This window comes from Nonomuraea sp. MTCD27, from assembly GCF_041950495.1.
GTDB lineage: Bacteria > Actinomycetota > Actinomycetes > Streptosporangiales > Streptosporangiaceae > Nonomuraea.
On the sequence record NZ_JBGNUW010000020.1, the window covers coordinates 218,309 to 244,819 of the forward strand.

General features: G+C 69.7%; 25 protein-coding genes. 18 read left to right on the top strand and 7 right to left on the bottom strand.

Translation table 11 applies throughout. The features are described 5' to 3' along the window. The first annotated feature begins 160 nt into the window (after window positions 1-160). The 6 genes from mtrA (at window position 161) to ACBJ59_RS45965 (ending at window position 7,257) form a co-directional block, all read left to right on the top strand. Window positions 161-838, top strand: a complete 678-nt coding sequence (gene mtrA, locus ACBJ59_RS45940; protein WP_043620615.1) for an MtrAB system response regulator MtrA — start codon at window positions 161-163, stop codon at window positions 836-838. A gap of 18 nt (window positions 839-856) precedes the next feature. After that, window positions 857-2,605, top strand: coding sequence for an MtrAB system histidine kinase MtrB (gene mtrB / locus ACBJ59_RS45945; protein WP_375116386.1), 1,749 nt, complete (start codon window positions 857-859; stop codon window positions 2,603-2,605). Continuing rightward, window positions 2,592-4,328, top strand: coding sequence for an LpqB family beta-propeller domain-containing protein (locus tag ACBJ59_RS45950; RefSeq protein ID WP_375116387.1), 1,737 nt, complete (start codon window positions 2,592-2,594; stop codon window positions 4,326-4,328). Before mtrB ends, ACBJ59_RS45950 begins: the two co-directional genes overlap by 14 nt. A 52-nt stretch (window positions 4,329-4,380) precedes the next feature. Further along, window positions 4,381-5,061, top strand: coding sequence for a ComF family protein (locus ACBJ59_RS45955; protein ID WP_375116388.1), 681 nt, complete (start codon window positions 4,381-4,383; stop codon window positions 5,059-5,061). A gap of 627 nt (window positions 5,062-5,688) precedes the next feature. Further along, window positions 5,689-6,357: a ribosome hibernation-promoting factor, HPF/YfiA family gene (hpf, locus tag ACBJ59_RS45960; RefSeq protein ID WP_375116389.1), complete on the top strand. Its 669-nt coding sequence runs from the start codon at window positions 5,689-5,691 to the stop codon at window positions 6,355-6,357. A 252-nt stretch (window positions 6,358-6,609) separates the two neighbouring features. Continuing rightward, window positions 6,610-7,257 carry a response regulator transcription factor gene (locus tag ACBJ59_RS45965; RefSeq protein WP_206067986.1) on the top strand — a complete coding sequence of 216 codons (648 nt, stop codon included), beginning with the start codon at window positions 6,610-6,612 and terminating at the stop codon, window positions 7,255-7,257. 354 nt (window positions 7,258-7,611) lie between these two features. On the opposite strand, the gene ACBJ59_RS45970 is transcribed toward ACBJ59_RS45965, so the two are convergent. Both ACBJ59_RS45970 and ACBJ59_RS45975 read right to left on the bottom strand, forming a co-directional pair. Continuing rightward, window positions 7,612-8,808 carry a winged helix-turn-helix domain-containing protein gene (locus ACBJ59_RS45970; RefSeq protein ID WP_375116390.1) on the bottom strand — a complete coding sequence of 399 codons (1,197 nt, stop codon included), beginning with the start codon at window positions 8,806-8,808 and terminating at the stop codon, window positions 7,612-7,614. Between the two features lie 450 nt (window positions 8,809-9,258). After that, a complete protein-coding gene (locus tag ACBJ59_RS45975) occupies window positions 9,259-9,519 on the bottom strand; it encodes an HGxxPAAW family protein (RefSeq protein WP_364119434.1) in 261 nt (86 codons plus the stop codon). 223 nt (window positions 9,520-9,742) lie between these two features. Between ACBJ59_RS45975 and secA the strand changes: the two genes are divergently transcribed. Then, window positions 9,743-12,532 carry a preprotein translocase subunit SecA gene (gene secA, locus ACBJ59_RS45980; protein ID WP_375116391.1) on the top strand — a complete coding sequence of 930 codons (2,790 nt, stop codon included), beginning with the start codon at window positions 9,743-9,745 and terminating at the stop codon, window positions 12,530-12,532. Window positions 12,533-12,596: 64 nt separating this feature from the next. Here secA and ACBJ59_RS45985 read toward each other — a convergent pair whose 3' ends face one another. The 4 genes from ACBJ59_RS45985 to ACBJ59_RS46000 all read right to left on the bottom strand — a co-directional run bounded on the left by ACBJ59_RS45985 (window position 12,597) and on the right by ACBJ59_RS46000 (window position 16,835). Continuing rightward, the gene (locus ACBJ59_RS45985; RefSeq protein ID WP_375116392.1) at window positions 12,597-13,040 is read right to left on the bottom strand and encodes an Rv3235 family protein; all 444 of its coding nucleotides are present in this window, start codon (window positions 13,038-13,040) and stop codon (window positions 12,597-12,599) included. A 194-nt stretch (window positions 13,041-13,234) separates the two neighbouring features. Then, window positions 13,235-14,551: a PTS transporter subunit EIIC gene (locus ACBJ59_RS45990; RefSeq protein WP_375116393.1), complete on the bottom strand. Its 1,317-nt coding sequence runs from the start codon at window positions 14,549-14,551 to the stop codon at window positions 13,235-13,237. Between the two features lie 90 nt (window positions 14,552-14,641). Next, on the bottom strand, window positions 14,642-15,955 hold the full coding sequence (locus tag ACBJ59_RS45995) for a PTS transporter subunit EIIC (protein WP_375116394.1): 1,314 nt from the start codon (window positions 15,953-15,955) through the stop codon (window positions 14,642-14,644). A gap of 139 nt (window positions 15,956-16,094) precedes the next feature. Next, the gene (locus ACBJ59_RS46000; RefSeq protein ID WP_364119420.1) at window positions 16,095-16,835 is read right to left on the bottom strand and encodes a GntR family transcriptional regulator; all 741 of its coding nucleotides are present in this window, start codon (window positions 16,833-16,835) and stop codon (window positions 16,095-16,097) included. 124 nt (window positions 16,836-16,959) lie between these two features. On the opposite strand from ACBJ59_RS46000, the gene ACBJ59_RS46005 reads away from it, so the two are divergent. The 6 genes from ACBJ59_RS46005 to nagZ all read left to right on the top strand — a co-directional run bounded on the left by ACBJ59_RS46005 (window position 16,960) and on the right by nagZ (window position 22,206). Next, entirely contained in the window at window positions 16,960-17,994 is a 1,035-nt protein-coding gene (locus ACBJ59_RS46005; protein ID WP_375116395.1) for an SIS domain-containing protein, read from the top strand. A gap of 38 nt (window positions 17,995-18,032) precedes the next feature. Continuing rightward, complete coding sequence (locus ACBJ59_RS46010) at window positions 18,033-18,269, top strand: PTS glucose/sucrose transporter subunit IIB (RefSeq protein WP_364119414.1); 237 nt, start codon at window positions 18,033-18,035, stop codon at window positions 18,267-18,269. Between the two features lie 10 nt (window positions 18,270-18,279). After that, window positions 18,280-18,726: a PTS glucose transporter subunit IIA gene (locus ACBJ59_RS46015; RefSeq protein WP_364119411.1), complete on the top strand. Its 447-nt coding sequence runs from the start codon at window positions 18,280-18,282 to the stop codon at window positions 18,724-18,726. Between the two features lie 170 nt (window positions 18,727-18,896). Continuing rightward, complete coding sequence (locus ACBJ59_RS46020) at window positions 18,897-19,157, top strand: HPr family phosphocarrier protein (protein WP_364119408.1); 261 nt, start codon at window positions 18,897-18,899, stop codon at window positions 19,155-19,157. Beyond that, window positions 19,154-20,821 (top strand): phosphoenolpyruvate--protein phosphotransferase, encoded by a 1,668-nt coding sequence (ptsP, locus tag ACBJ59_RS46025; RefSeq protein WP_375116396.1) that lies wholly within the window; start codon window positions 19,154-19,156, stop codon window positions 20,819-20,821. Before ACBJ59_RS46020 ends, ptsP begins: the two co-directional genes overlap by 4 nt. Window positions 20,822-20,883: 62 nt before the next feature. Next, window positions 20,884-22,206: a beta-N-acetylhexosaminidase gene (gene nagZ, locus ACBJ59_RS46030; RefSeq protein WP_375116397.1), complete on the top strand. Its 1,323-nt coding sequence runs from the start codon at window positions 20,884-20,886 to the stop codon at window positions 22,204-22,206. Here the strand turns inward: nagZ and ACBJ59_RS46035 are convergent. Beyond that, window positions 22,203-22,997: a F0F1 ATP synthase subunit A gene (locus tag ACBJ59_RS46035; protein WP_375116398.1), complete on the bottom strand. Its 795-nt coding sequence runs from the start codon at window positions 22,995-22,997 to the stop codon at window positions 22,203-22,205. The genes nagZ and ACBJ59_RS46035 overlap by 4 nt on opposite strands. Window positions 22,998-23,138: 141 nt before the next feature. On the opposite strand from ACBJ59_RS46035, the gene ACBJ59_RS46040 reads away from it, so the two are divergent. From ACBJ59_RS46040 to ACBJ59_RS46060, 5 genes are all read left to right on the top strand, one after another. After that, window positions 23,139-23,780 carry an HAD family hydrolase gene (locus ACBJ59_RS46040; protein WP_375116399.1) on the top strand — a complete coding sequence of 214 codons (642 nt, stop codon included), beginning with the start codon at window positions 23,139-23,141 and terminating at the stop codon, window positions 23,778-23,780. Window positions 23,781-23,880: 100 nt separating this feature from the next. Beyond that, window positions 23,881-24,390, top strand: a complete 510-nt coding sequence (locus ACBJ59_RS46045) for a hypothetical protein (protein WP_375116400.1) — start codon at window positions 23,881-23,883, stop codon at window positions 24,388-24,390. A 100-nt stretch (window positions 24,391-24,490) separates the two neighbouring features. Further along, window positions 24,491-24,937, top strand: a complete 447-nt coding sequence (locus tag ACBJ59_RS46050) for a DUF2690 domain-containing protein (RefSeq protein WP_375116401.1) — start codon at window positions 24,491-24,493, stop codon at window positions 24,935-24,937. Between the two features lie 82 nt (window positions 24,938-25,019). Beyond that, window positions 25,020-25,646: an HAD family hydrolase gene (locus ACBJ59_RS46055; protein WP_375116402.1), complete on the top strand. Its 627-nt coding sequence runs from the start codon at window positions 25,020-25,022 to the stop codon at window positions 25,644-25,646. A gap of 90 nt (window positions 25,647-25,736) precedes the next feature. Next, window positions 25,737-26,511, top strand: a 775-nt coding sequence (locus tag ACBJ59_RS46060; RefSeq protein ID WP_375116403.1) for an HAD family hydrolase, incomplete at its 3' end; no start/stop codon positions are given.

A 26,511-nucleotide genomic window follows, 5' to 3' on the forward strand; every position in this document is an offset into this window, starting at 1 on the left:
GCCGAAAGTCGCTCTGTTACCGCAGACTGAGATTGCGGTCGCGGGGGCGGACCTAAAATTCGCCTTATGTAGGGCTCAGGTCACACTCATGGGCCGACCAAGGGTAACCTTCAGCGATCGTGCGGGTATGTCCCACAATGCGTAGAACGAATGAGGGGCCATGAAAGGTCGCGTGCTGGTCGTCGATGACGACGCCGCTCTCGCCGAGATGCTGGGGATCGTGTTGCGGGGGGAAGGCTTCGAGCCGTCATTTGTCTCCGACGGCGACAAGGCCCTCGACGCGTTCCGGGATACACGCCCGGATCTGGTTCTGCTCGACCTGATGCTGCCGGGGGCCGACGGCATCGACGTCGCGCGCAGGATCAGGGCTGAGTCGGGGGTGCCCATCGTCATGCTCACGGCCAAGAGCGACACGATCGACGTCGTGCTCGGGCTCGAGTCGGGCGCCGACGACTACATCGTCAAGCCGTTCAAGCCGAAGGAGTTGGTGGCCAGGGTGCGGGCGCGGCTGCGCCGTACCGACGAGCCGACCCCCGAGATCCTCCAGATCGGCGACATCACCATCGACGTGGCCGGCCACTCGGTCAAGCGCGGCGAGGAGACGATCAACCTCACGCCGCTGGAGTTCGACCTGCTGGTGGCGCTGGCCCGCAAGCCGCGCCAGGTCTTCACCCGGGAGGTCCTGCTCGAGCAGGTGTGGGGCTACCGGCACGCCGCCGACACGCGGCTGGTCAACGTCCACGTGCAGCGGCTCCGGGCCAAGATCGAGAAGGACCCCGAGCACCCCGAGATCGTCGTGACGGTTCGCGGCGTCGGCTACAAAGCCGGCCCCGCCTAACCCTCGCCCTCCCCTGCCATGCCCCCGACGAAGAAGAAGAGATCCCGCCGACGCACGCTCCGCCAGATCCTCGGGGGAGTTCGCCGGCGGGTACGTCGCGCGGCAGGCAGGACGCGCCGCGCGTGGCGGCGCTCGCTGCAGCTCCAGGTGGTCACCAGCACGCTGGTGATCTCGGTCATCGTGGTGGTGGTGCTGGGGACGTTCCTGTTCGGCCAGATCAACAAGTCGGTCGTGGACAGCAGCCAGCGCTCCTCCAGCAGCGAGGCGTTCGCCGACCGGCTGCAGATCGCCGACGCGCTGGCCCCCGAGGCCGACGACCCGGCCAAGGCCGCCGACAGCGGCAAGCAGGGCTCGGGCATCCCGCTCGACGAGGTCATGGACACCATCACCGGCTCGGGCGAGGGCGGCTCGGAGAAGCGCTACGAGGTGCTGATCCTCAACCTGACGACCCCGGGCGAGTCCCGGGCGTCGGGCAGCGTGGCGCCGGCCAACGTGCCGTGGGGGCTCCGGCTGAACCTGCAGCGCAACATCCGCGAGTACAAGTACGACAAGGCCGTCGGGTACACCGAGTCGATCAAGTTCGCCGGTGAGAGCCAGCCCAGGCTGACGTACGTGGTCGGCGGCGTCGTGCACCTGCCCATCAGCGGCGAGGACTACGAGGTCTACCACTTCTTCCCGTTCGACGAGGAAGAGGAGCTGCTGTCCAACGTCAGGCTCGCCATCGTCGTGGTGGGCCTCGGGCTCGTGCTGCTGCTGGCCGCCATCGCGTACCTGGTCGCCCGGCAGGTCGTCACCCCTGTACGCCTGGCGCGCCAGGCCGCCGAGCGGCTGGCCTCCGGCAAGCTGGACGAGCGGCTCAAGGTGCGCGGCGAGGACGACCTGGCCCGCCTGGCGAACTCCTTCAACGAGATGGCCGCCAACCTGGCGCTGAAGATCCATCAGCTGGAGGAGCTCTCCCAGGTCCAGCGGCAGTTCGTCTCCGACGTCTCCCACGAGCTGCGCACGCCGCTGACGACCGTGCGCATGGCCGCCGACCTGCTGTACGACGCCCGCGAGGACTTCGACCCGATGGCCGCCCGCTCGGCGGAGCTCATGCAGGCGCAGCTGGAGCGGTTCGAGTCGATGCTGGCCGACCTGCTGGAGATCAGCCGCTACGACGCGGGCGCGGCCACGCTCGACCTCGACTCCGTGGACATCCGCGACGTGGTGCTGCGCGCGATCGGCGACTCCGAGGCGCTGGCCGAGCGGCACGCCACCCGCTTCGAGCTCAGGCTGCCCAACGAGCCGTGCATGGCCGAGGTCGACAACCGGCGGGTCGAGCGGATCCTGCGCAACCTGCTGTTCAACGCCATCGAGCACGGCGAGGGTCGGGACATCGTGGTCACCGTGGGCGCCGACAGGGACGCGGTGGCCGTCGCCGTACGCGACCACGGGATCGGGCTGAAGGGCGGGGAGGACACGATGGTGTTCGACCGGTTCTGGCGGGCCGACCCGTCGCGGGCCAGGACCATCGGCGGCACCGGCCTCGGGCTGGCGATCTCCCGCGAGGACGCCACGCTGCACGGCGGCTGGCTGCAGGCGTGGGGGCAGCCGGGCGAGGGCTCGCAGTTCCGGCTGACGCTGCCCAGGTCGGCCGGGATCGACCTGAAGGGCTCGCCCCTGTCGCTGGTGCCGCCCGAGATCGAGATGCGCCGTACGTGGCGCACCGCCATGACGCCCGTGCTGCTGCCGGCGACGGGAGACGGGGCCGGGCATGACGAGGACTAGGCGGCTCGGCATGGCGGTGGCGATCGTGGCCGCCGTGGTCTGCGCGGGCTCGGGCTGCACCGTGATCCCCGTGAGCGGCCCGTACACCGTGAACGACGCCGGGGGCGGCGACCCCCTCAGCAAGTCGTTCCAGCGCATGATCGCCATCCCGCCCCAGCGCGACTGGGGCACCGAGGAGACCATCAGGGGCCTGCAGGCCGCGATGGCCGCCTATCCGGACGACCCGTCGATCCTGGAGCAGTACCTGACCCCCACGGCCCTGTCCAAGTGGAAGGATTCGGCCTCGGGCCCCGTGACGGTGATCGAGGACGGTTACGAGGTCGTGCCGCCCCCTCCGCGCGACGGCACGGAGACGACGCAGAAGGTCACGCTCAAGGGTCGCTATGCGGCCATCATCAACCAGGACGACTCGTACGCGCCGACGGCCGGGCCGTGGGTGAAGCCGTACGAGCTGGTCAAGGACCCGAAGGGCGGCTACCGCGTCAACGACCTGCCCCCCGGGCTCCTGCTCACCGCCGCCGACGTGGCGCGGGCGTACCGGCCGACGAACCTCTACTACCTCAACCGGGGCCTGCAGGACCGGCTGGTCGCCGATCGCGTACGCCTGCGGCTGAAGACCACCGAGACCTTCGCGCAGACCGTGCTCGAACGCCTGCTCAAGCCGCCGACCGGGGCCCTGCAGGGCGCGGTGACCACCAGCTTCCCGTCCGGGACCGAGATCGAGTCGATCAGGTCGGGCGAGGAGCGCGTGGTGATCAGCCTGTCCGGCCCGCTCGACCTGAGCGACCTGAGCGCCGAGGCCGCGCTGAGAGCCCAGATCCGGTACAGCCTCAACATGAACGAGATCGCCAAGGGCCGCATCATCGAGGTCCAGGTGGACGGCGAGCAGTACTTCATCGACCGGCCCAACTCCGAGGAGAGCTGGCTCGACGACAGCAGCGACACCGCCTACTTCGTCGGCAAGGGCGCGATCCAGTACCTGGGCAAGGACGGTCCGGGGGGCGCAGTGGCGGGCGCGGCGGGCGAGCCGCGCGAGGGCTATTCCGGCTTCGCCCTCTCCAAGGAGCGCAACGGCCTGGTCGCCGCCAGGACCTCGACCGGCATCTCCGTGGCGGCCCTGACGCAGGAGGGACGCTGGCAGGAGGTCATCCAGGGTACGGACCTCACGCCGCCCACCTGGCACCGCGACGGGTCCCTGTGGGCGTACGACCGCAAGAACGCCGCCCTGCTGCGCTACGACCCCGGCAGCGGGCGGACCGGGCAGGTCGGCGTGCCCGAGCAGTTGGACGGGCTGGACGTCACCCGGCTGAGGATCGCCAGGGACGGCGTCCGGGTGGTGGTGACCATCGGGAAGAACACCGTCCAGATCGGCGCGCTGATCGGTGAGGGCACGGGGGTGACGCTGGGGAACCTCCAGTCGCTGACCACGACCGAGGAGGGCGACGAGATCCTCGACGTCGTCTGGGGGGATGACGAGCATGTGCTGGTGCTGGTGGAGAGCAAGGCCGGGCAGATCCTCAGCGAGATCAACGTCGGCGACGGGGAGACCACCGGGGTGCCGCTGAAGGACCGGCTCGTGTCCCTGGCCGCCCTGGGCGACCGGGTGCTGGCGGAGGCGAAGGCGGACAACAGCACCAAGCTCATCGAACTGGGCCAGGACCGGCAGACCTGGACGCCCAAGATCGACTCCGGCGCCGGCGCCCCGCTGTTCCCCCTGGGCTGATCCGTCGAGGTGCCGGCGGAAACCGTCGGTGGCGGGGGGCATGCTGGGCCGCGTGCTGAACGCCGTACTCGATCTGGTCCTTCCGCCCTCCTGCGCGGGGTGCGGCGCCAAGGGGGCGTCGTGCTGCGCGCGCTGCTTCACCGCCCTGACCGGCGCCCCGGCCAGGCGGCTCCCGAGTCCCGCGCCGCCCGGGCTGCCCGACTGCTGGGCGGCGGCCCCCTACGAGGGGGTCGTGCGCAGGACGATCGTGGCCTACAAGGAGCGGGGCGTCGTGTCGCTGGCGGGGGTGCTGGCGGAGGCGGTGACCCGGACGGTGGTGGCGGCCATGGGGCACGCCGCCGAGTGGACGGGCGGGCGGTTCGCCGTGGTGCCGGTGCCCAGCACGCGGCGGAGCGTCCGGGGCCGGGGGCACGATCCCGTGGGCAGGCTCGCGACGCTGGTCGCCGCACGGCTGCGGGGGCTGGGGCTGGGGGCCGTGGTGTGGGCGGGGCTGGGGCAGACCAGGCGGGTGGCGGACCAGGCGGGCCTGAGCTCCGCCGAGAGAGGCTCCAACCTCGCCGGGTCACTTCAGGTGCGACCGGCCGCGAAAGGCCCTCCAGCGGCTCGTGCGCTGCTCGTGGACGACATCGTCACGACCGGCGCGACCCTCGCCGAGGCCGCCAGGGCCCTGCGGGCACACGGGGTCGTGGTGCCGCTGGCGGTGACGGCGGGCGCGACACGCCGAAGATCTTGAAACTCATTACGGTGACGGTGTGTAAAGAAAGATCCAAATCGTGATACTAGCCCGGAGGTCACATGTGTCTTCCCTTGGGGCGGCGGTGGGGCTGCTCAGCGGACGGGAGACCCGCACTCATAAGGGATGCCGATCGGTTAAATAGGGCATCGGAAGGCGCTTACCAACCCCGCGAAAATCACGGAAAGTGATCCTTTGGCCGATGCTCCGGCTGACATTCGCGCTGGATGCGGATAGCGTTCTGACATGGCACCCGTTCGGGTCCGTGGTTGCGCAGGGTCGGGGTTCCCGGCTCTGCTAGCCGATGCCAGCCGCAGGCAAAACGGTCCACGTAAGGCGACTCTTTGTCGACCGATCACGGTGCGGCTTAGGGGTAAGTCCTGCCTTCCCGGGGGTCCAGATGTCCCCCGTCAGAAGAGAAGGGCAGTAGTGGCATCAGAGCTGCGAAACCCTCAGCAGGCGGATGTGGGGTCGAAGACCAGGTCGGCCGGGCGGGTGCCGCCCGAGTTCCCGGTGACGCCGAGTCGGAAGAGGGTAACGGTGACAGAAAGGCAGACAGAAGACCCCGTCCGACACGCACATCGTCGGGCGCTCTTGCTCAGTCGTTAGACGAAGGGGGGCTGTTGCATGGACATCATCGTCAAGGGCCGGCACACAGGAGTCAGTGATCGGTTCCGAGACCAAGTGACGACCAAGCTGGCCAGGATCGAACGTCTGGACAACAAACTCATCCGAGTCGATGTGGAGGTGTCGAAGGAACGCAATCCGCGCCTCGCCGGTCAGCGGGAGCGCGTCGAGCTGACCATTCACTCGCGAGGACCGGCCATTCGTGCCGAGGCCTCGGCCGACGACCGATTCGCAGCCCTCGACATGGCCCTCGACAAGCTGGAAGGCCGCCTCCGGCGGCTGGCCGACCGGCGCAAGGTCCATCACGGCAACCATTGCCCGCCCTCGGTGGCGCAGATCACCGCGACGCTCCCTGACGTCGCCGACCTCGCGCCCACCACGCAGCCCACCGTCCCCAAGCAGGTCGAGCCCGACGAGGACGAGCTGCAGCAGAAGAGTGACCAGCTCTACGACGACATCGTCCCGATCGAGATGGACGGCGACGGGCCGCTCATCGTGCGGGAGAAGTTCCACCGAGCGGAACCCATGACCATCGACCAGGCCCTGCTGGAGATGGAGCTGGTCGGACACGATTTCTACCTGTTCCGTGACAAGGAGAGCGGCCAGCCGTGCGTCGTCTACAACAGACGCGGCTACAACTACGGCGTGTTGCGGCTCGTAGAGCCCTGATCGCGCGCTAAAAGATCTTCTCGACCACCCGAGAACCGCCGGTACATGCCATCATGGCGGTTCAACGGCTCTGGCCCCCCGACGAGGAGGAGACGTGAGCGAGCTCAGTCAGGTAGAGATGAGCGAGCGAAGCGAGGGAAAGGCAGGCGCGAGGCGGACCGTCGCGAGGTGGACCGTCGCGAGGCGGATCGAGGAGGCCTCGTGACCGAGTCTGGCGAGGTCCGCGCGCCGGCGAGCGAGCCGATCCGCGTGATGATCGTTGACGATCACGAGCTGATCAGGCGGAGCCTGGCGCTGGCGCTGGCCGCTGAGCCCGATATCGAGGTGGTCGGTGAGGCGAGCGACGGGCAGGAGGCGGTCGAACTGGCCGATCGCCTCATGCCCGACGTCGCGCTCATGGACGTACGCATGCCCCGGCAGGACGGGATCGAGGCGACGAAGGGCATCAAGGCCTCTGTCCCGAGCACCCGCATCATCATGCTGACGGTCAGCGACGAAGAGGAAGACCTCTTCGAGGCCATCAAGGCGGGAGCCACCGGCTACCTGCTCAAGGACGTCCAGATCAACGACGTCCCCGCCGCGGTGCGCGGCGTGCACGAAGGCCAGTCGTTAATCAACCCGGCGATGGCGGCCAAGCTGATCAGCGAGTTCGCCAACATGAGCCGCAAGGAGGCCGAGCGGCCTCCCCAGCTCCCCGTCCCCCGGCTGACCGACCGGGAGATGGAGGTCCTCCGGCTGGTGGCCAAGGGCATGAACAACCGCGAGATCGCCAAGCAGCTGTTCATCTCCGAGAACACCGTGAAGAACCACGTGCGCAACATCCTCGACAAACTTCAGCTTCACTCGCGCATGGAGGCCGTGGTCTACGCGGTACGGGAGCGGATGCTCGAGATCACCTGACCCCCGCCTCGGCTCGGCTCGGGCGGGACGGTTGGGGCCTGATCGGCCCCGCAGGGCGGGCGGTCCACGTCCACTCGGCTGCCCGGTCCGGCTCAGCGCCCGGCTTGCTCGGCCCCCGCCGGTTCGCTCAGCGTCCGGCTTGCTCGGCCCCCGGCCGGTTCGGCTCAGGGCCCGGCTCAGCGCCCGGTCGGCTCGGCCCGCCACGCCCGGAGACTCACCGCCACGCCAAAGATTCGGCCTGCCACGCCCAAAGATTCAACGCGCCACGCCCGGAGGCTCAGCTCGGCAGCCCCGGCCCAGCTCCGATGAACCGTGGTCCGGATGGGGATCGGCTGGGCGGCGGGGCGGGGCGGCTCAGGTCGGGCGAGGGGCGTTCAGGATCGGGAGCAGCTCAGGGGGGTCGGCGCGTTCGACGCGTACGGCGTCGCAGCCCACCCACTCGGCCGCCGACCACAGGGCCTCCCGTAAGGCGTCGGCCCACTTGGCGGCCGAGAGGCCCGGCTCCAGGCTGAGTTGCCTGGCCACCAGCGTGGAGCCCTCGCGCGCGGGGTCGACACGCCCGATCAGGCGGCCCCCGGACAGCACCGGCATCGTGAAATAGCCGTGCACCCGCTTGTGCTTGGGGACGTAGAGCTCCAGCGTGTACGTGAAGCCGAACACCCGCTCGGTGCGCCCCCGGTGCCAGATGAGCGAGTCGAACGGCGACACCAGCGTCGTGCGGTGCCGGCCACGCGGCTCCGACTCCAGGGCCACCGGATCCGCCCACGCGTTGGCCAGGCCCTTCCTGCCCGGCCAGCCGCTCACCGTCACGGGCACCAGGCCCGCCGCGCCGCTGAGCAGGACCTCGTCGAGGATCGCCGCGTGGCGGCCCTTGAGGCGCAGGAAGTCGATGAGGTCGGTGCGGTTGGCCACGCCCAGCGATCGTCCCGCGATGCCGGCCAGGCGTACGACGCACTCCTCGTCGGACAGGTCTTCGGCCAGGAGCTCGGCGGGGACGACACGCTCGGCCAGGTCGTAGACGCGGCGCCAGCCCACGCGGCGGGTGCAGACCAGCTCACCGATGTCGAGCAGCCACTCCAGGCCGATCTTCGACTCGGACCAGTCCCACCACGGGCCGCCGTTCTTGGCGCCGCCCACGTCGGAGGTGGTCAGCGGGCCCGACTCGCGGACCTGGTCGAGGAGCTTCTCCACCCCGTCGGGGACCTCGTGCCAGCGATAACGCCGCTCGCGAAACGCCCGGCGGCGGAACGAATAGAGCGGCCAGTGCTCGATCGGCAGGATGCAGGCGGCGTGACACCAGTATTCGAAGCTCTGGGCGGGATTGTGCCAGTAGGCGCGCTCGACGTCGGAGCGGCCCACCGCGCCCAGGCGGGCGTACGCGACCAGCTCGTGGGAGCGGGCCAGGACCGAGATCGTGTCGAGCTGCACGGCGCCCAGCCTGCGCAGCATGGCCCGCACCCCGCCCTTGCGCGCCTCGGCGCCGACGAAGCCCTGCGAGCGCAGGACGACCCGGCGCGCCTCCTCGGGGGTCAGGTCGATCGCACCGGTCATGTCTGCGTGTACGTACGGCGATGCATGCGAGCAATCTAGCGGCGGGCACCGACAGAAAATCGGGCTGGTGCCACCAGGGCGGCGCCCAAAAGCCACCAGGGCGGCGCCCAAAAGCCACCAGGGCGGCGCCCGGAATCCGCCAGAACGGCGACGGGCGCCGTCAGGACTGCGCCCGGAGTTCGCCAGGATGGCGACGGGTGCCGTCAGGACCGGGACGAACGCCGCCAGGGCCCAGCTGGCGCCGTCAGGAACGGACCCGCGCCTCCAGTAGCGGGGCGGGCGCTGACGGGAGCGGGGCGGCGCCTACAGCGCCGGGGGCAGGTGCCGACGGGGGCCGGGGTGGGGCCGTACGTGTCGATCCGGGGCCGGGGTGGGTCGTACGTGTCGATCCGGGGCCGGGCATGGAAACGGCGGGCGGCCCTGGATCGGGCGCCCGCCGGTGGAGCCTGCTCAGCGGTGATCTTCAGCGCGCATGCCCACGCGGGGCGCGTCGATCACGACATCGGTGAAGATGTCGAAGACGAGGGCGAGGACACCGCCGACGACGAACACGCCGGCGCCGATCCAGACGAGCGTCCAGTTGGCGGCAGTCAGCCCGAAGCCGGCCACGACGGTTCCCACCAGCATCACGGTCACCGCGAGCCACGAAGACGCGCGCCCCCCGTGGCTGCCGAGATTCTCCGTTTGCTCCGACTTCTTCCCCTCAACCATGACTAATCCTTCCTTTGCCGGATATCCCGCTTATTGGTGCGAGCCGGCGCTCAACCGGCATACCCTCTGCCTTGACCCATTCTCCCAGACAGGTTCTGCGCCCTCGTCGTCACGGTGGCTGTGTCTGGTTGCGGAACCGCCTACGATGGCAACGGGGAAGTTTGTCTCGGCCTCTCCTCCTGGCGGCGCCGCCGGGGTAGACCTGCGAGGAGCTTTACATAAAGTGGCAGCCATTCTCGACAAGATCCTACGTGCCGGCGAAGGCAAGATCCTGCGCAAGCTCAAGCGGATCGCAGACCAGGTCAACTCCATCGAGGACGACTTCACGAGCCTGTCCGACGCGGAGTTGCGTGCGCTGACGGACGAATTCAAGCAGCGCTATGCGGACGGCGAAACCCTCGACGATCTGCTTCCCGAGGCGTTCGCGACCGTGCGCGAGGCGTCCCGCCGCGTGCTCGGCCAGCGACCGTACGACGTGCAGATCATGGGTGGCGCCAACCTTCATCTGGGCAACATCTCGGAGATGAAGACCGGTGAGGGCAAGACCCTGACCTGTACGCTCCCGTCCTATCTCAACGCCATCTCCGGCAAGGGCGTGCACGTCATCACGGTCAACGACTACCTGGCCAAGCGTGACGCGGAGACCATGGGTCGCATTCACCGCTTCCTCGGTCTCGAGGTCGGATGCATCATCTCCGGCCAGCAGCCCGAGGAGCGGCGCAAGCAATACCAAGCCGACATCACCTACGGCACCAACAACGAGTTCGGCTTCGACTACCTGCGCGACAACATGGCGTGGTCGCTCGAGGAGTGCGTGCAGCGGGGCCACAACTACGCGATCGTCGACGAGGTCGACTCGATCCTGATCGACGAGGCCCGCACGCCGCTGATCATCTCCGGCCCCGGCGAGCAGTCGGGCAAGTGGTACCAGGAGTTCGCCAAGATCGTCCCCCGCCTGCGCAGGGGTGTCGAGGCGAAGAACCCGGGCGAGGAGAGCACCGGCGACTACATCGTCGACGAGAAGAAGCGCACGGTCGGCATCCTGGAGGCCGGTGTCGAGAAGGTCGAGGACTGGCTCGGCATCGACAACCTCTACAAGCCGGAGCACACCCACCTCGTCGGCTTCCTGAACAACGCGCTCAAGGCCAAAGAGCTGTTCAAGAAGGACAAGGACTACATCGTCTCCGACGGCGAGGTCCTGATCGTCGACGAGTTCACCGGCCGCATCCTGCACGGCCGCCGCTACAACGAGGGCATGCACCAGGCCATCGAGGCCAAAGAGAGCGTGAAGATCAAGGACGAGAACCAGACTCTCGCCACGGTCACCCTGCAGAACTACTTCCGCCTCTACGACAAGCTGGCCGGGATGACCGGCACGGCGGCCACGGAGGCCAACGAGTTCCACCAGACGTACAAGCTGGGCGTCGTCCCCATCCCCACCAACCGGCCGATGATCCGCAAGGACCAGGCCGACGTGGTGTACAAGACGGAGGACGCCAAGTTCGACGCGGTGGTCGAGGACATCAAGGAGCGCTACGAGGCCGGCCAGCCGGTGCTCGTCGGCACGACCTCGGTGGCGAAGTCGGAGCGGCTGTCGAAGGCGCTCAAGCGGCGCGGCGTGCCGCACGAGGTGCTCAACGCGAAGAACCACGCGCGTGAGGCGTCGATCATCGCCGAGGCGGGCCGCAAGGGCGCCGTCACCGTCGCCACCAACATGGCCGGTCGAGGCACCGACATCATGCTCGGCGGCAACTCCGAGTTCCGCGCCGACCTCGAGCTGCGCCAGCGCGGCCTCGACCCGGTCGAGACGCCGGAGGAATACGAGAAGGCCTACCCCGAGGCGCTGGAGAAGGCGCGGGCGGCGGTCCAGGCCGAGCACGACGAGGTCACCGCGCTCGGCGGCCTCTACGTCCTGGGCACCGAGCGGCACGAGTCGCGCCGCATCGACAACCAGCTCCGCGGCCGCTCCGGCCGTCAGGGCGACCCCGGCGAGTCGCGCTTCTACCTGTCGCTCGGCGACGACCTGATGCGCCTGTTCAACTCGGCCCGCGTCGAGATGATCATGACGAGGCTGCAGATCCCCGACGACCAGCCGATCGAGTCCGGCATCGTCTCCAAGGCCATCGCCTCCGCCCAGCACCAGGTCGAGCAGCAGAACTTCGAGATCCGCAAGGACGTTCTGAAGTACGACGAGGTGATGGACCGCCAGCGCAAGGTCATCTACGCCGAGCGCCACCGCGTGCTGGAGGGCGCCGACCTGCACGAGCAGGTGCGCGGCTTCGTCGGCGAGGTGATCCAGGGCTACGTCCAGGGCGCCACGGCCGAGGGCTTCGCCGAGGAGTGGGACCTCGACAAGCTGTGGAAGGCGTTCGGGGAGCTCTACCCGGTCTCCGTCCGGGCCGAGGACCTCATCGAGGAGGCCGGCGGCCGCGAGGAGCTGACCGCCGAGCTCATCAGCGAGAAGGTCAAGGCCGACGCGCTGGCCGCCTACGACCGGCGCGAGGAGGAGTTCGGCGCCGAGACCATGCGTGACCTTGAGCGCCGCGTGATCCTCTCGGTCCTCGACCGCAAGTGGCGCGAGCACCTCTACGAGATGGACTACCTGCGCGAGGGCATCGGCATGCGGGCCTACGCGCAGAAGGACCCGAAGATCGAATATGCCCGCGAGGGTTACGAGATGTTCGCCGCGATGCTCGAGGGCATCAAGGAGGACTCCGTCGGCTTCCTGTTCAACCTCGAGGTGGAGGTGCAGGAAAACCCGATCGTCGAGGAAGAGGACGCGGTGCTGGCGGAGACCCGCTCGATCATCGCGCGCGGGCTGCGGGGGCCGGAGCGGCCCGCCGAGCTCGAATACTCCGCGCCCGGCGAGCAGGGTGAGGTCGAGCACGTGAAGGTCCGCACCACGCAGGAGGAGCGGGCGGCGTACGGGAACGTGGAGCGCAACGCGCCTTGCCCGTGTGGGTCGGGCAAGAAGTACAAGCGCTGCCACGGAGACCCGAAGCACGCGGCCTGATCCTAATTCCTTCGAAGACCCCCACTTTCCAGGTGGGGGTCTTTTTATTGGGGTCGCACGTCCGCTACGCCGTTTCGAAGTCGGTGCACAGCCATTGCAGCCCCTGTCTTTCCAGGCGTACGGCGAGGACGTGGTCGCGGTCGCCGCAGTGCACGAGAACGCACATTTCTATGGCGCCGTCGCGGGGCTCTTTCATGTGCACGCTCCTGGCGAACGGGGGCCGGCTGGCGTGGATCATCCGGCCCGCTCTCACCAGCTCCCGGTAGGCGCGGTCGGTGAGCCGGTCGGCCATGGTCTCGGGCGGGCGGCGACCGGCGAGCACCTCGGCCAGGGCCTGGCCGAGGTGGCGGAGCTTGCGCTCGTCGGGCATGGCGCCCGGCGGGCCCCATACCAGGGGGCGGGTGTCCAGGGCCAGCGCGCCCTGGGTGGCCGGGGTCCGCGGTGGTCGCTCCTCGTCGCGGGACGGCTCGGGGGCGGGGGTGAGGCCGATGCGGGATGCCGGGGACACGCAATCCTCCAATTCCTTGGGTGGAGAAAGAATCGATATAAGGAGTTTTCGGCCCGGCTCAGGAATACAAATCGCGCCAACTTCCGCGGTCGGTGACCGACTTCGCGCGTTTTTGTGGGGGAAGGTTGTGGGAAGTTGGATTCCCTCTTCGGGAGGTGCCAGGGTGTTGCGGGCCTGATCAGTGGGGTCTGGGGCTATCCCAAACCGTTTGGGTCGGTCGGTTCCCGGGTTTGGGTAACGTCCCTTTCCTGAGGGGGCTCGCGGCCGGGGGTGGGCAGGTCGAGGGCGCGGATCAGGAGGGTGAAGAGGGCGTAGTAGAGAAGCAGGTACGCCAGGCCGAACAGGATGATCAGCCCCAGGCCGTGCGTATTGGACTTGCCGGCGTTCAGCAGCAGGTCGATGGCGCCTCCCGAGAACGTGAAGCCCAGGCGGGCGCCGAGTTCGGCCATCAGGGCCATGGACAGGCCCGTCAGGAGGGCGTGGAGGACGAAGAGCGCGGGGGCGACGAAGATGAAGGCGAACTCCAGGGGCTCGGTGATGCCCGTGACGAAGGCCGTCAGGGCGGCCGAGAGCAGGATGCCCCCCACGGCGGGGCGGCGGGCCGGTGGGGCGGCGCGCCACATCGCGAGGGCGGCGCCCAGGAGGCCGAACATCATGACCGGGAAGAAGCCGGTCATGAAGATGCCCGCCCCCTGCTCGCCGGCGAAATAGCAGTTCAGGTCGCCCGCCGCGTTCCGAGTCGCGCCGTCCACGCCCGCGTGGCACTCCGGGAGCGTGAACCACACGATGGTGTTGAGGAAGTGGTGCAGGCCGATGGGGATGAGCAGGCGGTTGGCCACGCCGTAGATGCCGGTCCCGGCCGTGCCGTGGGCCGAGAGCCAGTCGCCGACCTCCGCCAGCCGGTCGCCCACCGGGCGCCAGAGGAGGCCGAAGGCGACGCCGAGGACCAGGGCGGCGACGGCGGTGATGATGGGCACGGCGCGGCGGCCGCCGAAGAAGGCCAGCCAGGCGGGCGGCTTCAGGCGGTGGAAGCGCTGCCAGAGGAGGGCGGCCGTGATGCCGATGAGGATGCCGCCCAGCACGCCCGTGGGGTTCGGGGCGCCCACGTTGAGGGTGGGGGCGCCGTTCTGGAGGGTCACGGCGACCTTGGTGTAGACCGCGCCGTGCCCCGCCTCGAAGAACAGGGTCTTGGTCACGTGGTCGAAGACCAGGTAGCCGACCAGGGCCGCCAGCGCCGTCGAGCCGTCGGACCTGCGGGCGAAGCCGATCGCCACCCCCACGGCGAACAGCAGCGGGAGGTTGTCGAAGAGGGCCCCGCCGGCCGCGGCCATGACCCTGGCCACCGGGAGGAGCCAGGGCAGGGTGCCGCCCAGGCCGTCCTTGCCGAGCATGTCGTCCTGGCCGAAGCGGTAGAGCAGGCCCGCGGCCGGGAGCACCGCGATGGGCATCATGAGCGAGCGGCCAATGCGTTGCAGCACGGCGAAGGTCGATGACCACCAGGCTGCGCGCATGGTCCTGGTCACCCCCCGCGGCAGGTGTGTCCGTTCGTGACGCGGGGGTTGGAGGGTTACTACCCCCTGGCGGTTCCGCGGGAAACGCCGCTAGGTCTCGCCGGAGTCGAGGTCGGGCTCGGGTTCGCGGCCGGGGGTCAGGATGTTGAGCCTGCGGATCAGGAACGTGAACACGACGTAGTAGAGCACGCCGTAGATCACGCCCAGGAGCAGGATGCCGGGCAGGTTCTCGGTGTTCGACTTGCTGGCGTTCAGCAGCATGTCCAGCAGCCCGGCGGAGAAGCCGAAGCCGAGCTGGCCGCCGATCAGCGTGGTCAGGGCCATCGCCACGCCCGTCAGGACCGCGTGGACCACCAGCAGCAGGGGGGCCACGAAGATGAAGGCGAACTCGATCGGCTCCGTGATCCCCGTGACGAACGACGCCAGCCCCGCCGACAACATGATCCCGCCCACCGTGGCCCGCCGGTGCTTGGGCGCCGCGCGCCACATCGCCAGGGCGGCGGCCGGCAGGGCGAACATCATGACGGGGAAGAAGCCGGCCATGAACTGGCCCGATTGCGGGGCGCCGCCGAAGTAGCAGTTCCAGTCGCCGCCCAGCACCCGGCCGCCGACGTCGCACTGCGGCACCACGTACCAGACCACCGAGTTGACGAAGTGGTGCAGGCCCAGGGGGATCAGCAGGCGGTTGATCAGGCCGTAGATGCCGGTGCCGATCGGGCCGATGGCGGTCAGGGCCTCGCCGCCGTGCCGGATCCACTCGCCGATCACCGGCCAGAGCCAGCCGAAGACCACGCCGATGAGCAGGGCCACGATCGAGGTGATGATCGGTACGAAGCGCCGCCCCCCGAAGAACGCCAGCCACGACGGCAGCTTGATGCGGTGGAAGCGCTGCCAGAGCAACGCCGCGACCAGGCCCATGACGATGCCGCCGAGGACCTTGGTGGGGTTCTGCATGCCGTAGTTGATGATCTCCTTGATGCCCTGGTCCTGCACCTCCGTGATGCTTACGGTGTCCCGGATGTCCGAGCCGAAGAACATCACCTTCGTCACCCGGTCGAAGACCAGGTAGCCCACCACGGCGGCGAGGGCCGTGGAGCCGTCGGACTTGCGGGCGAAGCCGATGGCCACGCCCACGGCGAACAGCAGCGGCAGGTTCTCGAACAGCGCGGCCCCGGCTGCCGCCAGCACGTCGGCCACCTGGTTCATCCAGGCCAGGCCCGCCACGTCGGCCAGCCCGCCCGGCTCGGCGCCGTTGGAGCCGAGCATGTCGGGCTGGCCGAAGCGCAGCAGCAGGGCGGCCGCCGGCAGGGCGGCGATGGGCAGCATCAGGGAGCGGCCCAGCCGCTGGAGCACGGTCATCACGCGAGCGAACGGCGAAGGCCGGGCGGCGGTGGTCTCGTTCACCGGTCGTTCCTCCGGGGCCTGTGGGGGCCAGGACTGGACTCTGGGTTCGATCCTCCGGGAGCCGGGTATCGCGGGGAACGGGTTTCTCCGGGACTCTCCGAGGGGGTAGGGGTGTCGGCGGTGAGGGACCGGCCGGGTGTCAGCTCCGCCTGGAGGGCATCTCGAGGAGGGTGCGCAGCTGGTAGCGGTCCGCGCGGTACGTGGACACGCCCAGCTCCGCGCACGCGCCGCCCGAGAACGACCGGCGCTGCAGCAGCAGTACGGCCCCGCCGCGCGGCAGTTTCAGCAGGTCGGCGTCGCTCGGGTCGGCGATGCCGCCGTCGATGGTGAGCTCCCCGGCGTCCATGACGAGCCCGTAGCGGCTCTCCAGCAGCTCATACAGTGATTTATCCGACAAGTCGTAGTCGGCCAGGTCCGGGGCGAGCTTGACCGGGATGTGGGCTCGTTCGATCGACAGCGGCTCGCCGTCGGCCGTACGCAGGCGCTCGATGAAATGCACCTCCTCGCCCGGCTGGATGCCCAGCTCCTTGGCCAGATGGGCGCTGGCGCGCACGATCCGGCGGTCGAGGTCGCGCGAGCCCGGGATCATGCCCCGCGCCCGCATATCGTCGGTGAACGACGTGAGCTGCAGGGCCAGCTCGATCTTCGGCCGGGCGACGAACGTCCCCTTGCCGGGCACGCGGTGCAGGCGGCCCTCGGACACGAGGTGGTCGACGGCCTGCCGTACGGTCATCCTGGACAGGCCGAAGCGCTGGCAGAGCTCGCGCTCGGACGGGATGGCCGCCCCGATGCTGAGCTCGTCGCTGTCGATGAGGTCCAGCAGGATCTCGCGAAGCTGGAAATACTTGGGCACCGGGCTGTCCGGATCGATGTGCGCCACGGATCCTCCCCTCGTCACTACCTGGGCAATGGGCTATGGTTCGTACTGGTCTAGTCCGGACTAGACCACATGTCGCGAAAGACGGTCAAGTCTGAACCGCAATGAGTTGAGGGATGAGCCCGAGATGACCACCAAGATGCGCAGCGAGATCGCCGAGCAGCCGACCGCGCTGCGGGCCACGCTGGACTCCCTGCTCCCCAAAGTCGATGAGATCAAGGCCATGGGCGAGCAGACTCGCCAGTTGCTGTTCATCGCACGTGGCACCTCCGACAACGCAGCAGTGTACGGGCGCTACCTGGTCGAATCGCACGCCGGGCGGCTGTCCGCGCTGGCGGCGCCGTCGATCGCGACCACGTACAAGCGCCGCCTCGACCTGGACGGCGTGCTGGCGGTCGCCATCTCGCAGTCGGGGCGGACCGAGGAGATCGTCGAGACGCTGACCTGGGCCAAGGACTGCGGGGCCAAGGCCGTCGGCATCACGAACGGAGGCCCGGACAGCCCGCTGGCGCAGGCGGCCGACGTCGCCCTGTGCACGGTGGCGGGCGAGGAGAAGGCCGTCCCGGCCACGAAGACGTACACGACGCAGCTCGCGGCGCTGGCGGTGCTCGCCATCGGGCTGGGCGCGGACGTCGACGCGGACGAGCTGCAGCGGGTGCCCGAGGCGGTGGAGAAGCTGGTCGCGGAGCCGGGGGACCTGGACGCCGTGGTCGAGGGGCTGCTCGACAAGCCGGGCGTGGTCGTGTCCGGGCGGGGGCTGGCGTTCTCGACGGCGCTGGAGACCGCGCTGAAGCTCAAGGAGGCCTGCTACCTGCACGCCATGGGCCTGTCGTACGCCGACCTGCTGCACGGCCCCATCGCCGTGGTGGACGCCGACACGCCGGCGCTGCTGGTGGCCTCCGAGAACAGCCCGACGCTGCAGGGGACGGTCGCGCTGGCCGAGCGGGTCGTGGCGGCGGGGGCGGCGGCGTACACGATCGGGGGCGGCACCGCGCTCGCCCGGGCCGGCACGGCCGCGCTGAACGGCCCCGACCTGCCCGAATGGCTGGCCCCCATGGGCCTCATCGTGCCGGGGCAGCTGCTCACCGAGGCGCTGGCCCGCCGGCTCGGCATCGACCCCGACGCGCCGCGCGGCCTGAACAAGGTCACCCAGACCGACTGATCTAGCCTGGTCAGAGTGCTAGTCCTAGGGAGGACCGGATGGCGGCGGATGTGAATGCGATCATCGCCGGGCTGGGCGGCGCCGACAACATCATCGACATCGAGCCCTGCATCACCCGCTTGCGCACCGAGGTGCGCGACGCGGCCAAGGTGGATCAGACGGCGCTCAAGGCGGCCGGCGCGCATGGCGTGATGGCCGCGGGGAACGTGGTCCAGGTCGTCGTCGGACCGGAGGCGGACACGATCGCCAGCGACATCGAGGACATCATCGGCTAAGGGCGAGACCATGACGACTGTTCTCGCCCCGGTTGAGGGGGCAGCTGTGGGGTTGGCCGCCGTGCCCGATCCGGTGTTCGCGGCGGGCCTGGTCGGGCCGGGAACGGCGATCGATCCGCTGCGGGGGCCCGGGAATGCCCTGGCCCCCATAGCGGGAAAAATAATGAAACTGCACCCGCACGCGTACGTCATCGTGGGGGACGACGGCAAGGGCGTGCTGGTGCACCTGGGCATCGACACTGTCCAGCTCAAGGGGAAGGGGTTCCAGTTGCTGGCGGCCGAGGGCGACAGGGTGAGCGCCGGGCAGCCGGTCGTCGCGTGGGACCCGGCGGTCATCGAGGCGGGCGGCCGCTCGCCGGTCTGCCCCGTCGTCGCGCTGGACGCGTTTTCCGAGGCCCTGAGCGGGGTCCGGGAGGGCGCGGTGCACGCGGGAGACGAGCTCTTCAGATGGGAATAGTGGCCGCTCCGGCCGGCTTGGATGTGACGCCGGTCGCTGCCTCCGTATTGGGCCGGACCCGTCACAATAGGCCCGGCACAATAGAGAAGCGCCAGATTTGCCCCGAGCGGCCGGCGCTGACGTCCACAGGTCCGGGTGGTCTGGACCGGCACAGAAGGAGGAGCGGCACGATGGGTGAGCGCAAGGTCACCGTGGCGGCGGAGGTAGGGCTGCACGCCCGTCCCGCGGCGACGTTCGTCTCGCGGGCCAAGCTGGCCCCGATGGACATCACGGTGGCGAAGTCCCACGGCGGTGGCCCGGTCAACGGCAAGAGCATCCTCGCGATCATGGCCCTCGACGTCCGCCAGGGCGAGACCGTGGTGATCTCCGCGGAGGGCGAGGGCGCCGAGGAAGTGCTCGACGAGCTGGCCACGATAGCCAGTACGCCATGAACCTGCGGGGGGTGGGGGTCAGCCCGGGGATCGGGCACGGGCCCTCTTACGTTCTGACCGTCTCCGTGCCCGAACCCCCCGAGGGCGCCACCTACACCGGTGAGGCGGAGCAGGAGAAAGAGCGCGCGATGACCGCGCTCACGCGGGTCGCGGGCGAGCTGGAGGCCCGCGGCAACCAGGCGGGCGGCGAGGCCGAGGAGATCCTCAAGGCCCAGGCGCTGATGGCCGAGGACCCGGGGCTGGTCGTGAAGGTGAGGTCGCTGATCGACCGCGGCCTGGCCGCTCCCAGGGCCGTCTTCGAAGCTTTCACGAAATATCGGGACGTGCTGGCCGGGTCCGGCGGATATCTGGGCGAGCGGGCCGCCGATCTGGGCGACATCAGGGATCGCGTGATCGCCTTGCTCTACGGGCAGGCCATTCCGGCGCTGCCGTCGCGGCCCGCGGAGCCGTACGTGCTGGTCGCCAGGGATCTCGCCCCCGCCGACACCGCGCTGCTGTCCAGGGAGCACGTGGTCGCGTTCGTCACCGAGGAGGGCGGCCCGACCAGCCATACCGCGATCATGGCCAGGGCGATGGGCGTGCCCGCCGTCGTGGCCTGCCCGGGCGCGACCGGCATCCCGCCGGGCGTCCAGGTGATGGTGGACGGGACCTCCGGCGACGTACGCGTGCAGCCCGCCGAGGCCGACGTGGCCGACGCGGTCGGCGCCGCCACGGCCCGGCAGGCCGCGCTCGCGTCGTGGACCGGTCCCGGCGCGACCGCCGACGGGCACCGGGTGCCGCTGCTGGCCAACGTCGGCGGCCCGGCCGACCTCGACGCCGCCGTGGCCGCGGGCGCGGAGGGCGTCGGGCTCTACCGGACCGAGTTCCTCTTCCTCGACCGCGCCGAGCCGCCCTCCGCCGAGGAGCAGCGGCAGGCGTACGGGGCGGCGCTGGCGGCGTTCCCGGGCGGCAAGGTGGTGGTGCGGACGCTGGACGCCGGCGCGGACAAGCCGCTGGCGTTCCTGCCGTCGCCCACCGAGCCGAACCCGGCGCTGGGGGAGCGCGGCCTGCGCACGTTCCGGAAGTTCCCCGAGGTGATGGACGCGCAGCTGGGCGCGCTGGCGGAGGTCGCCGGCGCGGGGCTGCAGGTGATGGCGCCGATGGTGGCCACGGCCGAGGAGGCCGCGTGGTTCGCCCGGGAGTGCCGGGAGAAGGGCCTGGCGGACGTCGGCGTGATGATCGAGGTCCCGGCGGCCGCGCTCCGGGCCCGCGACCTGCTCGCCAGGGTGAACTTCGTCTCGATCGGCACGAACGACCTGAGCCAGTACGCCTTCGGCGCCGACCGCCAGCTCGGCGCCGTGAGCACGTTGCACGATCCGTGGCAGCCGGCGCTGCTCGATCTGGTGGCCATGGCCGCGCAGGCCGCGGGGCGGGCGGGCAAGCCGTGCGGGGTCTGCGGGGAGGCGGCCGCGGATCCGGCCCTGGCCTGCGTGCTGGCCGGCCTCGGGGTGACCTCGCTGTCGATGGCGCCGTCCGCGCTGGCGGCCGTACGCGCCGGGCTGGCCGCGCACACGCTGGAGCAGTGCCGGACGGCGGCCGGGGCGGCGCGGGCGCAACCTTCGGCGGCCGACGCGCGTGCGGCGGCCCGCGTTCACCTGCCCGGGCTCGGCAGGCTGGGGTTGTAGTTCCGGCCGGTTTCGGTAAGCGCCGGGCCCGGCCGGGTCGTCACATGGATACCTTTGAAGGCATGCTTCGACGGATCGGCACGACAGGGCTCCTGGTGATCGCGCTCACTGCGTGCGGCGGTGGCGGGGCCTCCCCGGGCACGGCCGGCACGGCCGGCACGGCTGGTTCGGCGCCGACCGGGGGCAAGGCCGCCCCGCCCGCGCAGACGCCCGCTCAGACGCCCGCTCAGACGACGGCGGCGCCGCAGCAGAGCCCGGTCCAGCGGGTCCTGGCGAAAATGAGCGTGGAGGAGAAGGTCGGCCAGCTCTTCATGCCCGTCCTGTACGGCACCGCCGCCGACACGGTCTCGGGCGAGAACCAGGCCCGATACACCGCCCGGACCCCGGCCAAGGTGATCGCGAAATACCACCTGGGCGGCGTGATCCTCTTCCCGCAGAACGTCAAGAGCATCGGCCAGGTCGTCGGCCTCACCAACGGCCTGCAGCGCGCCTCGGACGAGGTGCCGCTGCTGATCGGCACCGACCAGGAGAACGGCCTGGTGTCCCGGATGTCCGCCCTCATGACGGACTTCCCCGGCGCCTCCCAGATCGGCGCGACCGGGGACACCGGCCTGTCGAGAGAGGTGGCCAAGGCGACCGGCGACGAGCTGCGCGCGCTCGGCGTCAACCTCGACTTCGCCCCCGTCGCCGACGTGAACGTCAACCCGCGCAACCCGGTCATCGGCAGGCGGGCCTTCGGCGACGATCCGCAGCGGGTGGCCAAGATGGTCGCCGCGGCGGTCAAGGGCTTCGGCGAGGCGAAGATCGCCGCCACCGCCAAGCACTTCCCGGGGCACGGCGACACCTCCGTGGACAGCCACACCGGGCTGCCGGTGATCAAGCACACGAAGTCGGAGTGGGAGCGGATCGACGCGCCGCCGTTCAAGGCCGCCATCGGCGCGGGCGTCGACGCCGTGATGAGCGCCCACATCGTCTTCCCCAAGCTCGACTCGTCCGGCGACCCGGCGACGCTGTCCAAGCCCATCCTGACCGGCCTGCTCCGGGAGCAGCTCGGCTTCAAGGGCGTGATCTCCACCGACGCGCTCAACATGGCCGGGGTGCGCAAGAAGTACAACGACGGGGAGATCGCGGTGCGGGCCGTGCTGGCCGGGGCCGACCTGCTGCTCATGCCCAACGACCTGCCCAGGGCCTACGAGGCGGTGCTGGCGGCGGTGAAGTCGGGCCGGATCTCCGAGCAGCGCCTCGACCAGTCGGTCACCAGGTTGCTGACGCTCAAGCAGAACAAGGGACTGCTGACCGAGGCGCCCGTGGCCTCGGCGGAGGAGGCGGCCGGCGTGCTGCGCTCGTCCGAGCACCGCAGGCTGGCCGCCCGAGCCGGGAATTAGTGCGCGCCGCGCAGCCCGCTGGCGATGAACATCGCGGCCAGCATGGCGAACAGGAACGCCTGCAGGAACTGGATGAACATCTCGAACGCGGTCATCAGGATCGTCATCAGCACGCCGAGGACGCCGAGGCCCGCGCCCAGCGGGGTGAGCTGCTCGAACAGGAACCAGAAGCCCACCGAGCTGAAGAAGGCCACGATGACGTGGCCGGCGAACATGTTCGCGAACAGCCGGATGAAGTGGGTGAACAGCGAGGTGATGAACACCTCGGCGAGGATCAGCGGGGCGTAGAGCCCGTAGGCCCAGCCGGGCAGGCCGGGCAGGTGCACGATGCCGCGCAGGTAGCCGCGTACGCCGTGGTGCTTGACGCCGAGGTAGATCTTGACGCCGTACACGCTGAGCGCCAGCACCGCCGGGAAGTTGACGCTGGCGGCGACAGGGTACTGGATGAACGGGACGACGCCCATCAGGTTCCAGATGAGCACGGTGAGGAAGATCGTCAGGAGCAGGCCCATCCAGCGGTCGGAGTCCTTGCCCAGGCTGGGTCTGGCGATGTGGTCGCGTACGAAGTCGTAGGTGTACTCGCCGATGCTCTGCCAGCCCCGTGGCACGATCTTCGGCTTGGCGAACGCGGCCCAGCACAGGGCGATGGCGATGACCGAGCTCAGCAGGACAATCAGGACCGGTTTGGTGAACCATTCAGGTCCACCTGGGATGATAGGGGCGAATTGGAAGAGTTCGAGTCCCGGAGCGGTCCACTCTTCCGGGGAGATGATCAGGATCGTCGTCCGCACGGCGGTCCCTTCTGGGTAGCGATCTAACGCTGGGGGAACACCTTAACTGGATATTACGGACATCCTTTTAGATGGGTTTAATCCATAGATAAATGGCCGAGTCGCGTTAAAGTCATTTGCGGGACGCTCTACCCTAGAACGATGGTTACGGGTGTGCTCATCGACTGGGGCGGGGTGCTGACGACCAGCCTCTCCGACTCCATCGCGCGCTGGATCGTGGCGGACCGGATCGACAGGGACCGCTACTACACCGTGATGCGCGAACTCATCGACCACGCCTACAGCGGGGGCGACGGCGAGAGCCTCATCCACGCCCTCGAACGGGGCGAGATCGACGGGTCCTCCTTCGAGCGCGACCTGGCCTCCCGGCTGCTCACCCTGGACGGGGTGCCGCCGGTGGCCGAAGGGCTGCTGGAGCGCATGTTCGCGGGCTTCGAGCGGGTCGACGCGATGTACGACATGCTGCGCGACGTACGACAGAGCGGTCTCAAGACCTGCCTGCTGTCCAACTCCTGGTCCAACACCTACCCCCGGGACGACTGGGAGGAGCTCTTCGACGCGGTCGTGATCTCCGGCGAGGTCGGCATGCGCAAGCCCGAACCGCGCATCTTCCACCACGCCCTCGGCCAGATCGGCCTGGCCGGCGAGGAGTGCGTGTTCGTCGACGACATCGAGGCCAACATCGTCGCCGCGCAGGCACTCGGCATCGCGGGGATCCACCACCGCGACGCGGACACCACGATCGCGGAGCTGGAGACCCTCCTGCGCCTCAGGCTGAAGTAGGCCGTCACTTCGGTCTTGACCAGGCACTATGAGTAGGGTGGCGGTCTGGTGACGCTGGTTTCCCCATAGCAGTGCCCTCGCAAGCTTGGAAAGGTTCGTCATGCGCGTCTATCTGCCGTGCACTCTTCCGGCCCTGGCCTCGGCGGTCGAGGCCGGAGAGCTGGGCCCGGCCCCGCTGACCGGTTATGCGGTGACCCCCGCGCTGACCGAGTGGTACGCCTCGGGGGACACCGAGGAGCTCGAATACGTCGCGCTCACCGAGGCGGCCCGCGCCTCGCTGCGCATGCTGGCCGCCGACCGCGCCGACGGCGTCGAGGCGCCGCCCCGGCGCGTGGTGATCGCTGCCGAGGTGCCGGACCGCTCGGTGGCCGCCGGGGTCGATCTGGAGGAGCGCGCCAGAGTACGCCTCGCCGAGCCGATCCCGGTGGCCAAGGTGGCTTCGGTGCACATCGACGACGAGTTCGCGGTCCCCGACGTCGAGGCCGCCATCGCCGCGCTGCCCGCCTCCGACCAGGGCGACGACGACGCGCGGTTCACCGTGGACGGGGCGGAGGCGCACGAGCTCATGTGGTACGCGACCCAGGAGATTCCCGACCTCCTCGGTTCATAACGGTGAGATCACATGGGGTGCGCTTCCTCGGCCGAAGGGAGCAGCGCCTCGCTAAGGTCCCGACGCAGCACATTCGTCTGATCGAAGGAGTCGGTACCACGTGAAGCGTCGAGTCGCGGCGATCGCCATAGGTGCGATGACCCTCCTGGCGGGCTCTCCCGCGCACGCCCAGGCTGCGCTCAAGCCGTACGACCATCAGGACCCCTACAGGTCGGGCTGCGGCAACTCCGCCCGCGCGGTGAAGTCCGCCACGATCAAGAGCCGGGCCCACGGCCAGGTGGGGACGATCAAGCTCATGTGGTCCGGCAGGTGCAAGACCAACTGGATCGAGATCAGGACCGGCACGTCCATGCGCGGCAGCATCAGCGTGTACGCCGCCGACGGCCGCTACGACACCTTCCGCTTCAAGGCCGGCAACGGCGGCCGGCACTGGGGCGACATGCTCTGGGCCAACAACATGTGCGCCTGGGGCAGCGCCTCGGTGCAGTGGGGCGGCGGCAACGGCGGCCAGAACGGCTCCGGCACCACGGGCAAGGCCTGCCGCTAGCGCGATCGAGGGGGTCGTGGCCGCGCGGGCGCGGCCCCTGGTTCACCGGAATGTCACACCGGCCATCTAGGCTGGATGCAACATGACGAAGCACATAATCTGGGATTGGAACGGCACGCTCTTCCACGACGTGGACGCCGTGGTCGGGGCCACCAACGAAATCTTCAGGCCGTACGCGCTGCCCGAGCTGACCGCCGACGGCTTCCGCGCGGTCTACACCCGGCCCATCTGGGTCGCCTACGAGCGCCTGCTCGGCCGCCCGCTCGGCGAGGGCGAGTGGGAGCTGCTCGATGACGGGTTCCACGAGCACTACTACCGGCTGAGCGACGTGTGCGGGCTGGCCCCGGACGCCGAGCTGCTGCTGTCCAACTGGACGGGCACCCAGTCGCTCTGCTCGATGGCGCCGCACGCCCACCTCGTGCCCAAGGTCGAGTCGTTCGGCATCACCCCGCACTTCACCCGGATCGACGGCCTCACGGGGGCCACCGGTGGCGAGAAGGCCGCGCACATGACCGCGCACATCGAGGCCATCGGGGTCGACGCCGACGAGATCCTGGTGATCGGCGACAGCATCGACGACGGGCTCGCCGCCAAGCACGTGGGCGCCAGGGCGGTGCTCTACACCGGCGGGATGACCACCAGGGCGGAGCTGGAGGGCACCGGGCTGCCGGTGGTGGACACGCTGGCCGAAGCGTTCGACTATGCCTGATCATGCTTAAATCGGTCAGGCAGGAGCCCTGAGAGCGGCGACGGCCGTACCCTTGCAGGGATCCCTCAGGAGGCCGCCATCAATCGCCTTGTGCTGTGGAACGTCGACCTGACACTGGTCGACGTCGCCATCGTGACCAGAGACGCCTACGCCGAGGCGTTCCGCCTGGTGACCGGGCGCCCGCTGGTCAAACTCGTGCCCCCGCTCGGCCGCCCCGACTCAGAGATCGTCTTCGAGACGCTCGCCGTCAACGGCATCGTGGCCGAGGACGGCCACCTGCCCCGGTTCCTGGCCGCGCTCGCCACGGCCTTCGCCGACCGGCGCGGGCGGCTGGCGAAGCAGGGGCGGATGATGCCCGGGGCCAAGGACGCGCTGAAGTCGGTGTCCCGGCTCGACGGCGTGGTCCAGACGGTGCTGACCGGGACGATCAAGAGCAACGCCGTGCACAAGCTGAAGGCGTTCGGGCTCGACAAGCACATCGACTTCGACCTCGGGGGTTACGGCGAGGAGGTCTACCCGAAGGCGACGCTGCTGCAGGTGGCGCAGTCGCGGGCCAAGCAGCGGCTCGGCACGCCATTCACGGCGGCCAACACCGTGGTGATCGGGGACTCCACGCGGGACGTGCAGGCGGCGAAGATCGGCGGGGCCGCGATGATCGGGGTCGCGTCGGGCCGCTCGATGGCGGGCGAGCTACGCGAGGCGGGGGCCGACGTGGTGCTGCCCGACCTCTCCAACGCCTCGGAAGTGGTGGCCGCCGTCGCCGGCCTTGAAGCGGAAGGTGTCGTAGCGGCCGTCGGCGGCGTACACGCTGATGCTGCCGCGCATGGACGTGCCGGTCCTGATCTCGATCCAGTTGGTCTTGCAC

Bases quoted from the DNA above. Each gene is read 5' to 3' on its own strand.
- ptsP (WP_375116396.1), top strand. From the start codon at position 19,154: ATGAACCTGCGGGGGGTGGGGGTCAGCCCGGGGATCGGGCACGGGCCC.
- ACBJ59_RS46055 (WP_375116402.1), top strand. From the start codon at position 25,020: ATGACGAAGCACATAATCTGGGATTGGAACGGCACGCTCTTCCACGAC.
- ACBJ59_RS46045 (WP_375116400.1), top strand. From the start codon at position 23,881: ATGCGCGTCTATCTGCCGTGCACTCTTCCGGCCCTGGCCTCGGCGGTC.
- ACBJ59_RS45975 (WP_364119434.1), bottom strand. From the start codon at position 9,519: ATGGTTGAGGGGAAGAAGTCGGAGCAAACGGAGAATCTCGGCAGCCAC.
- nagZ (WP_375116397.1), top strand. From the start codon at position 20,884: ATGCTTCGACGGATCGGCACGACAGGGCTCCTGGTGATCGCGCTCACT.
- mtrA (WP_043620615.1), top strand. From the start codon at position 161: ATGAAAGGTCGCGTGCTGGTCGTCGATGACGACGCCGCTCTCGCCGAG.
- ACBJ59_RS46015 (WP_364119411.1), top strand. From the start codon at position 18,280: ATGACGACTGTTCTCGCCCCGGTTGAGGGGGCAGCTGTGGGGTTGGCC.
- ACBJ59_RS45965 (WP_206067986.1), top strand. From the start codon at position 6,610: ATGATCGTTGACGATCACGAGCTGATCAGGCGGAGCCTGGCGCTGGCG.
- ACBJ59_RS45990 (WP_375116393.1), bottom strand. From the start codon at position 14,551: ATGCGCGCAGCCTGGTGGTCATCGACCTTCGCCGTGCTGCAACGCATT.
- mtrB (WP_375116386.1), top strand. From the start codon at position 857: ATGCCCCCGACGAAGAAGAAGAGATCCCGCCGACGCACGCTCCGCCAG.
- hpf (WP_375116389.1), top strand. From the start codon at position 5,689: ATGGACATCATCGTCAAGGGCCGGCACACAGGAGTCAGTGATCGGTTC.
- ACBJ59_RS45950 (WP_375116387.1), top strand. From the start codon at position 2,592: ATGACGAGGACTAGGCGGCTCGGCATGGCGGTGGCGATCGTGGCCGCC.
- ACBJ59_RS45970 (WP_375116390.1), bottom strand. From the start codon at position 8,808: ATGACCGGTGCGATCGACCTGACCCCCGAGGAGGCGCGCCGGGTCGTC.
- ACBJ59_RS46010 (WP_364119414.1), top strand. From the start codon at position 18,033: ATGGCGGCGGATGTGAATGCGATCATCGCCGGGCTGGGCGGCGCCGAC.
- ACBJ59_RS46020 (WP_364119408.1), top strand. From the start codon at position 18,897: ATGGGTGAGCGCAAGGTCACCGTGGCGGCGGAGGTAGGGCTGCACGCC.
- ACBJ59_RS46040 (WP_375116399.1), top strand. From the start codon at position 23,139: ATGGTTACGGGTGTGCTCATCGACTGGGGCGGGGTGCTGACGACCAGC.
- ACBJ59_RS46005 (WP_375116395.1), top strand. From the start codon at position 16,960: ATGACCACCAAGATGCGCAGCGAGATCGCCGAGCAGCCGACCGCGCTG.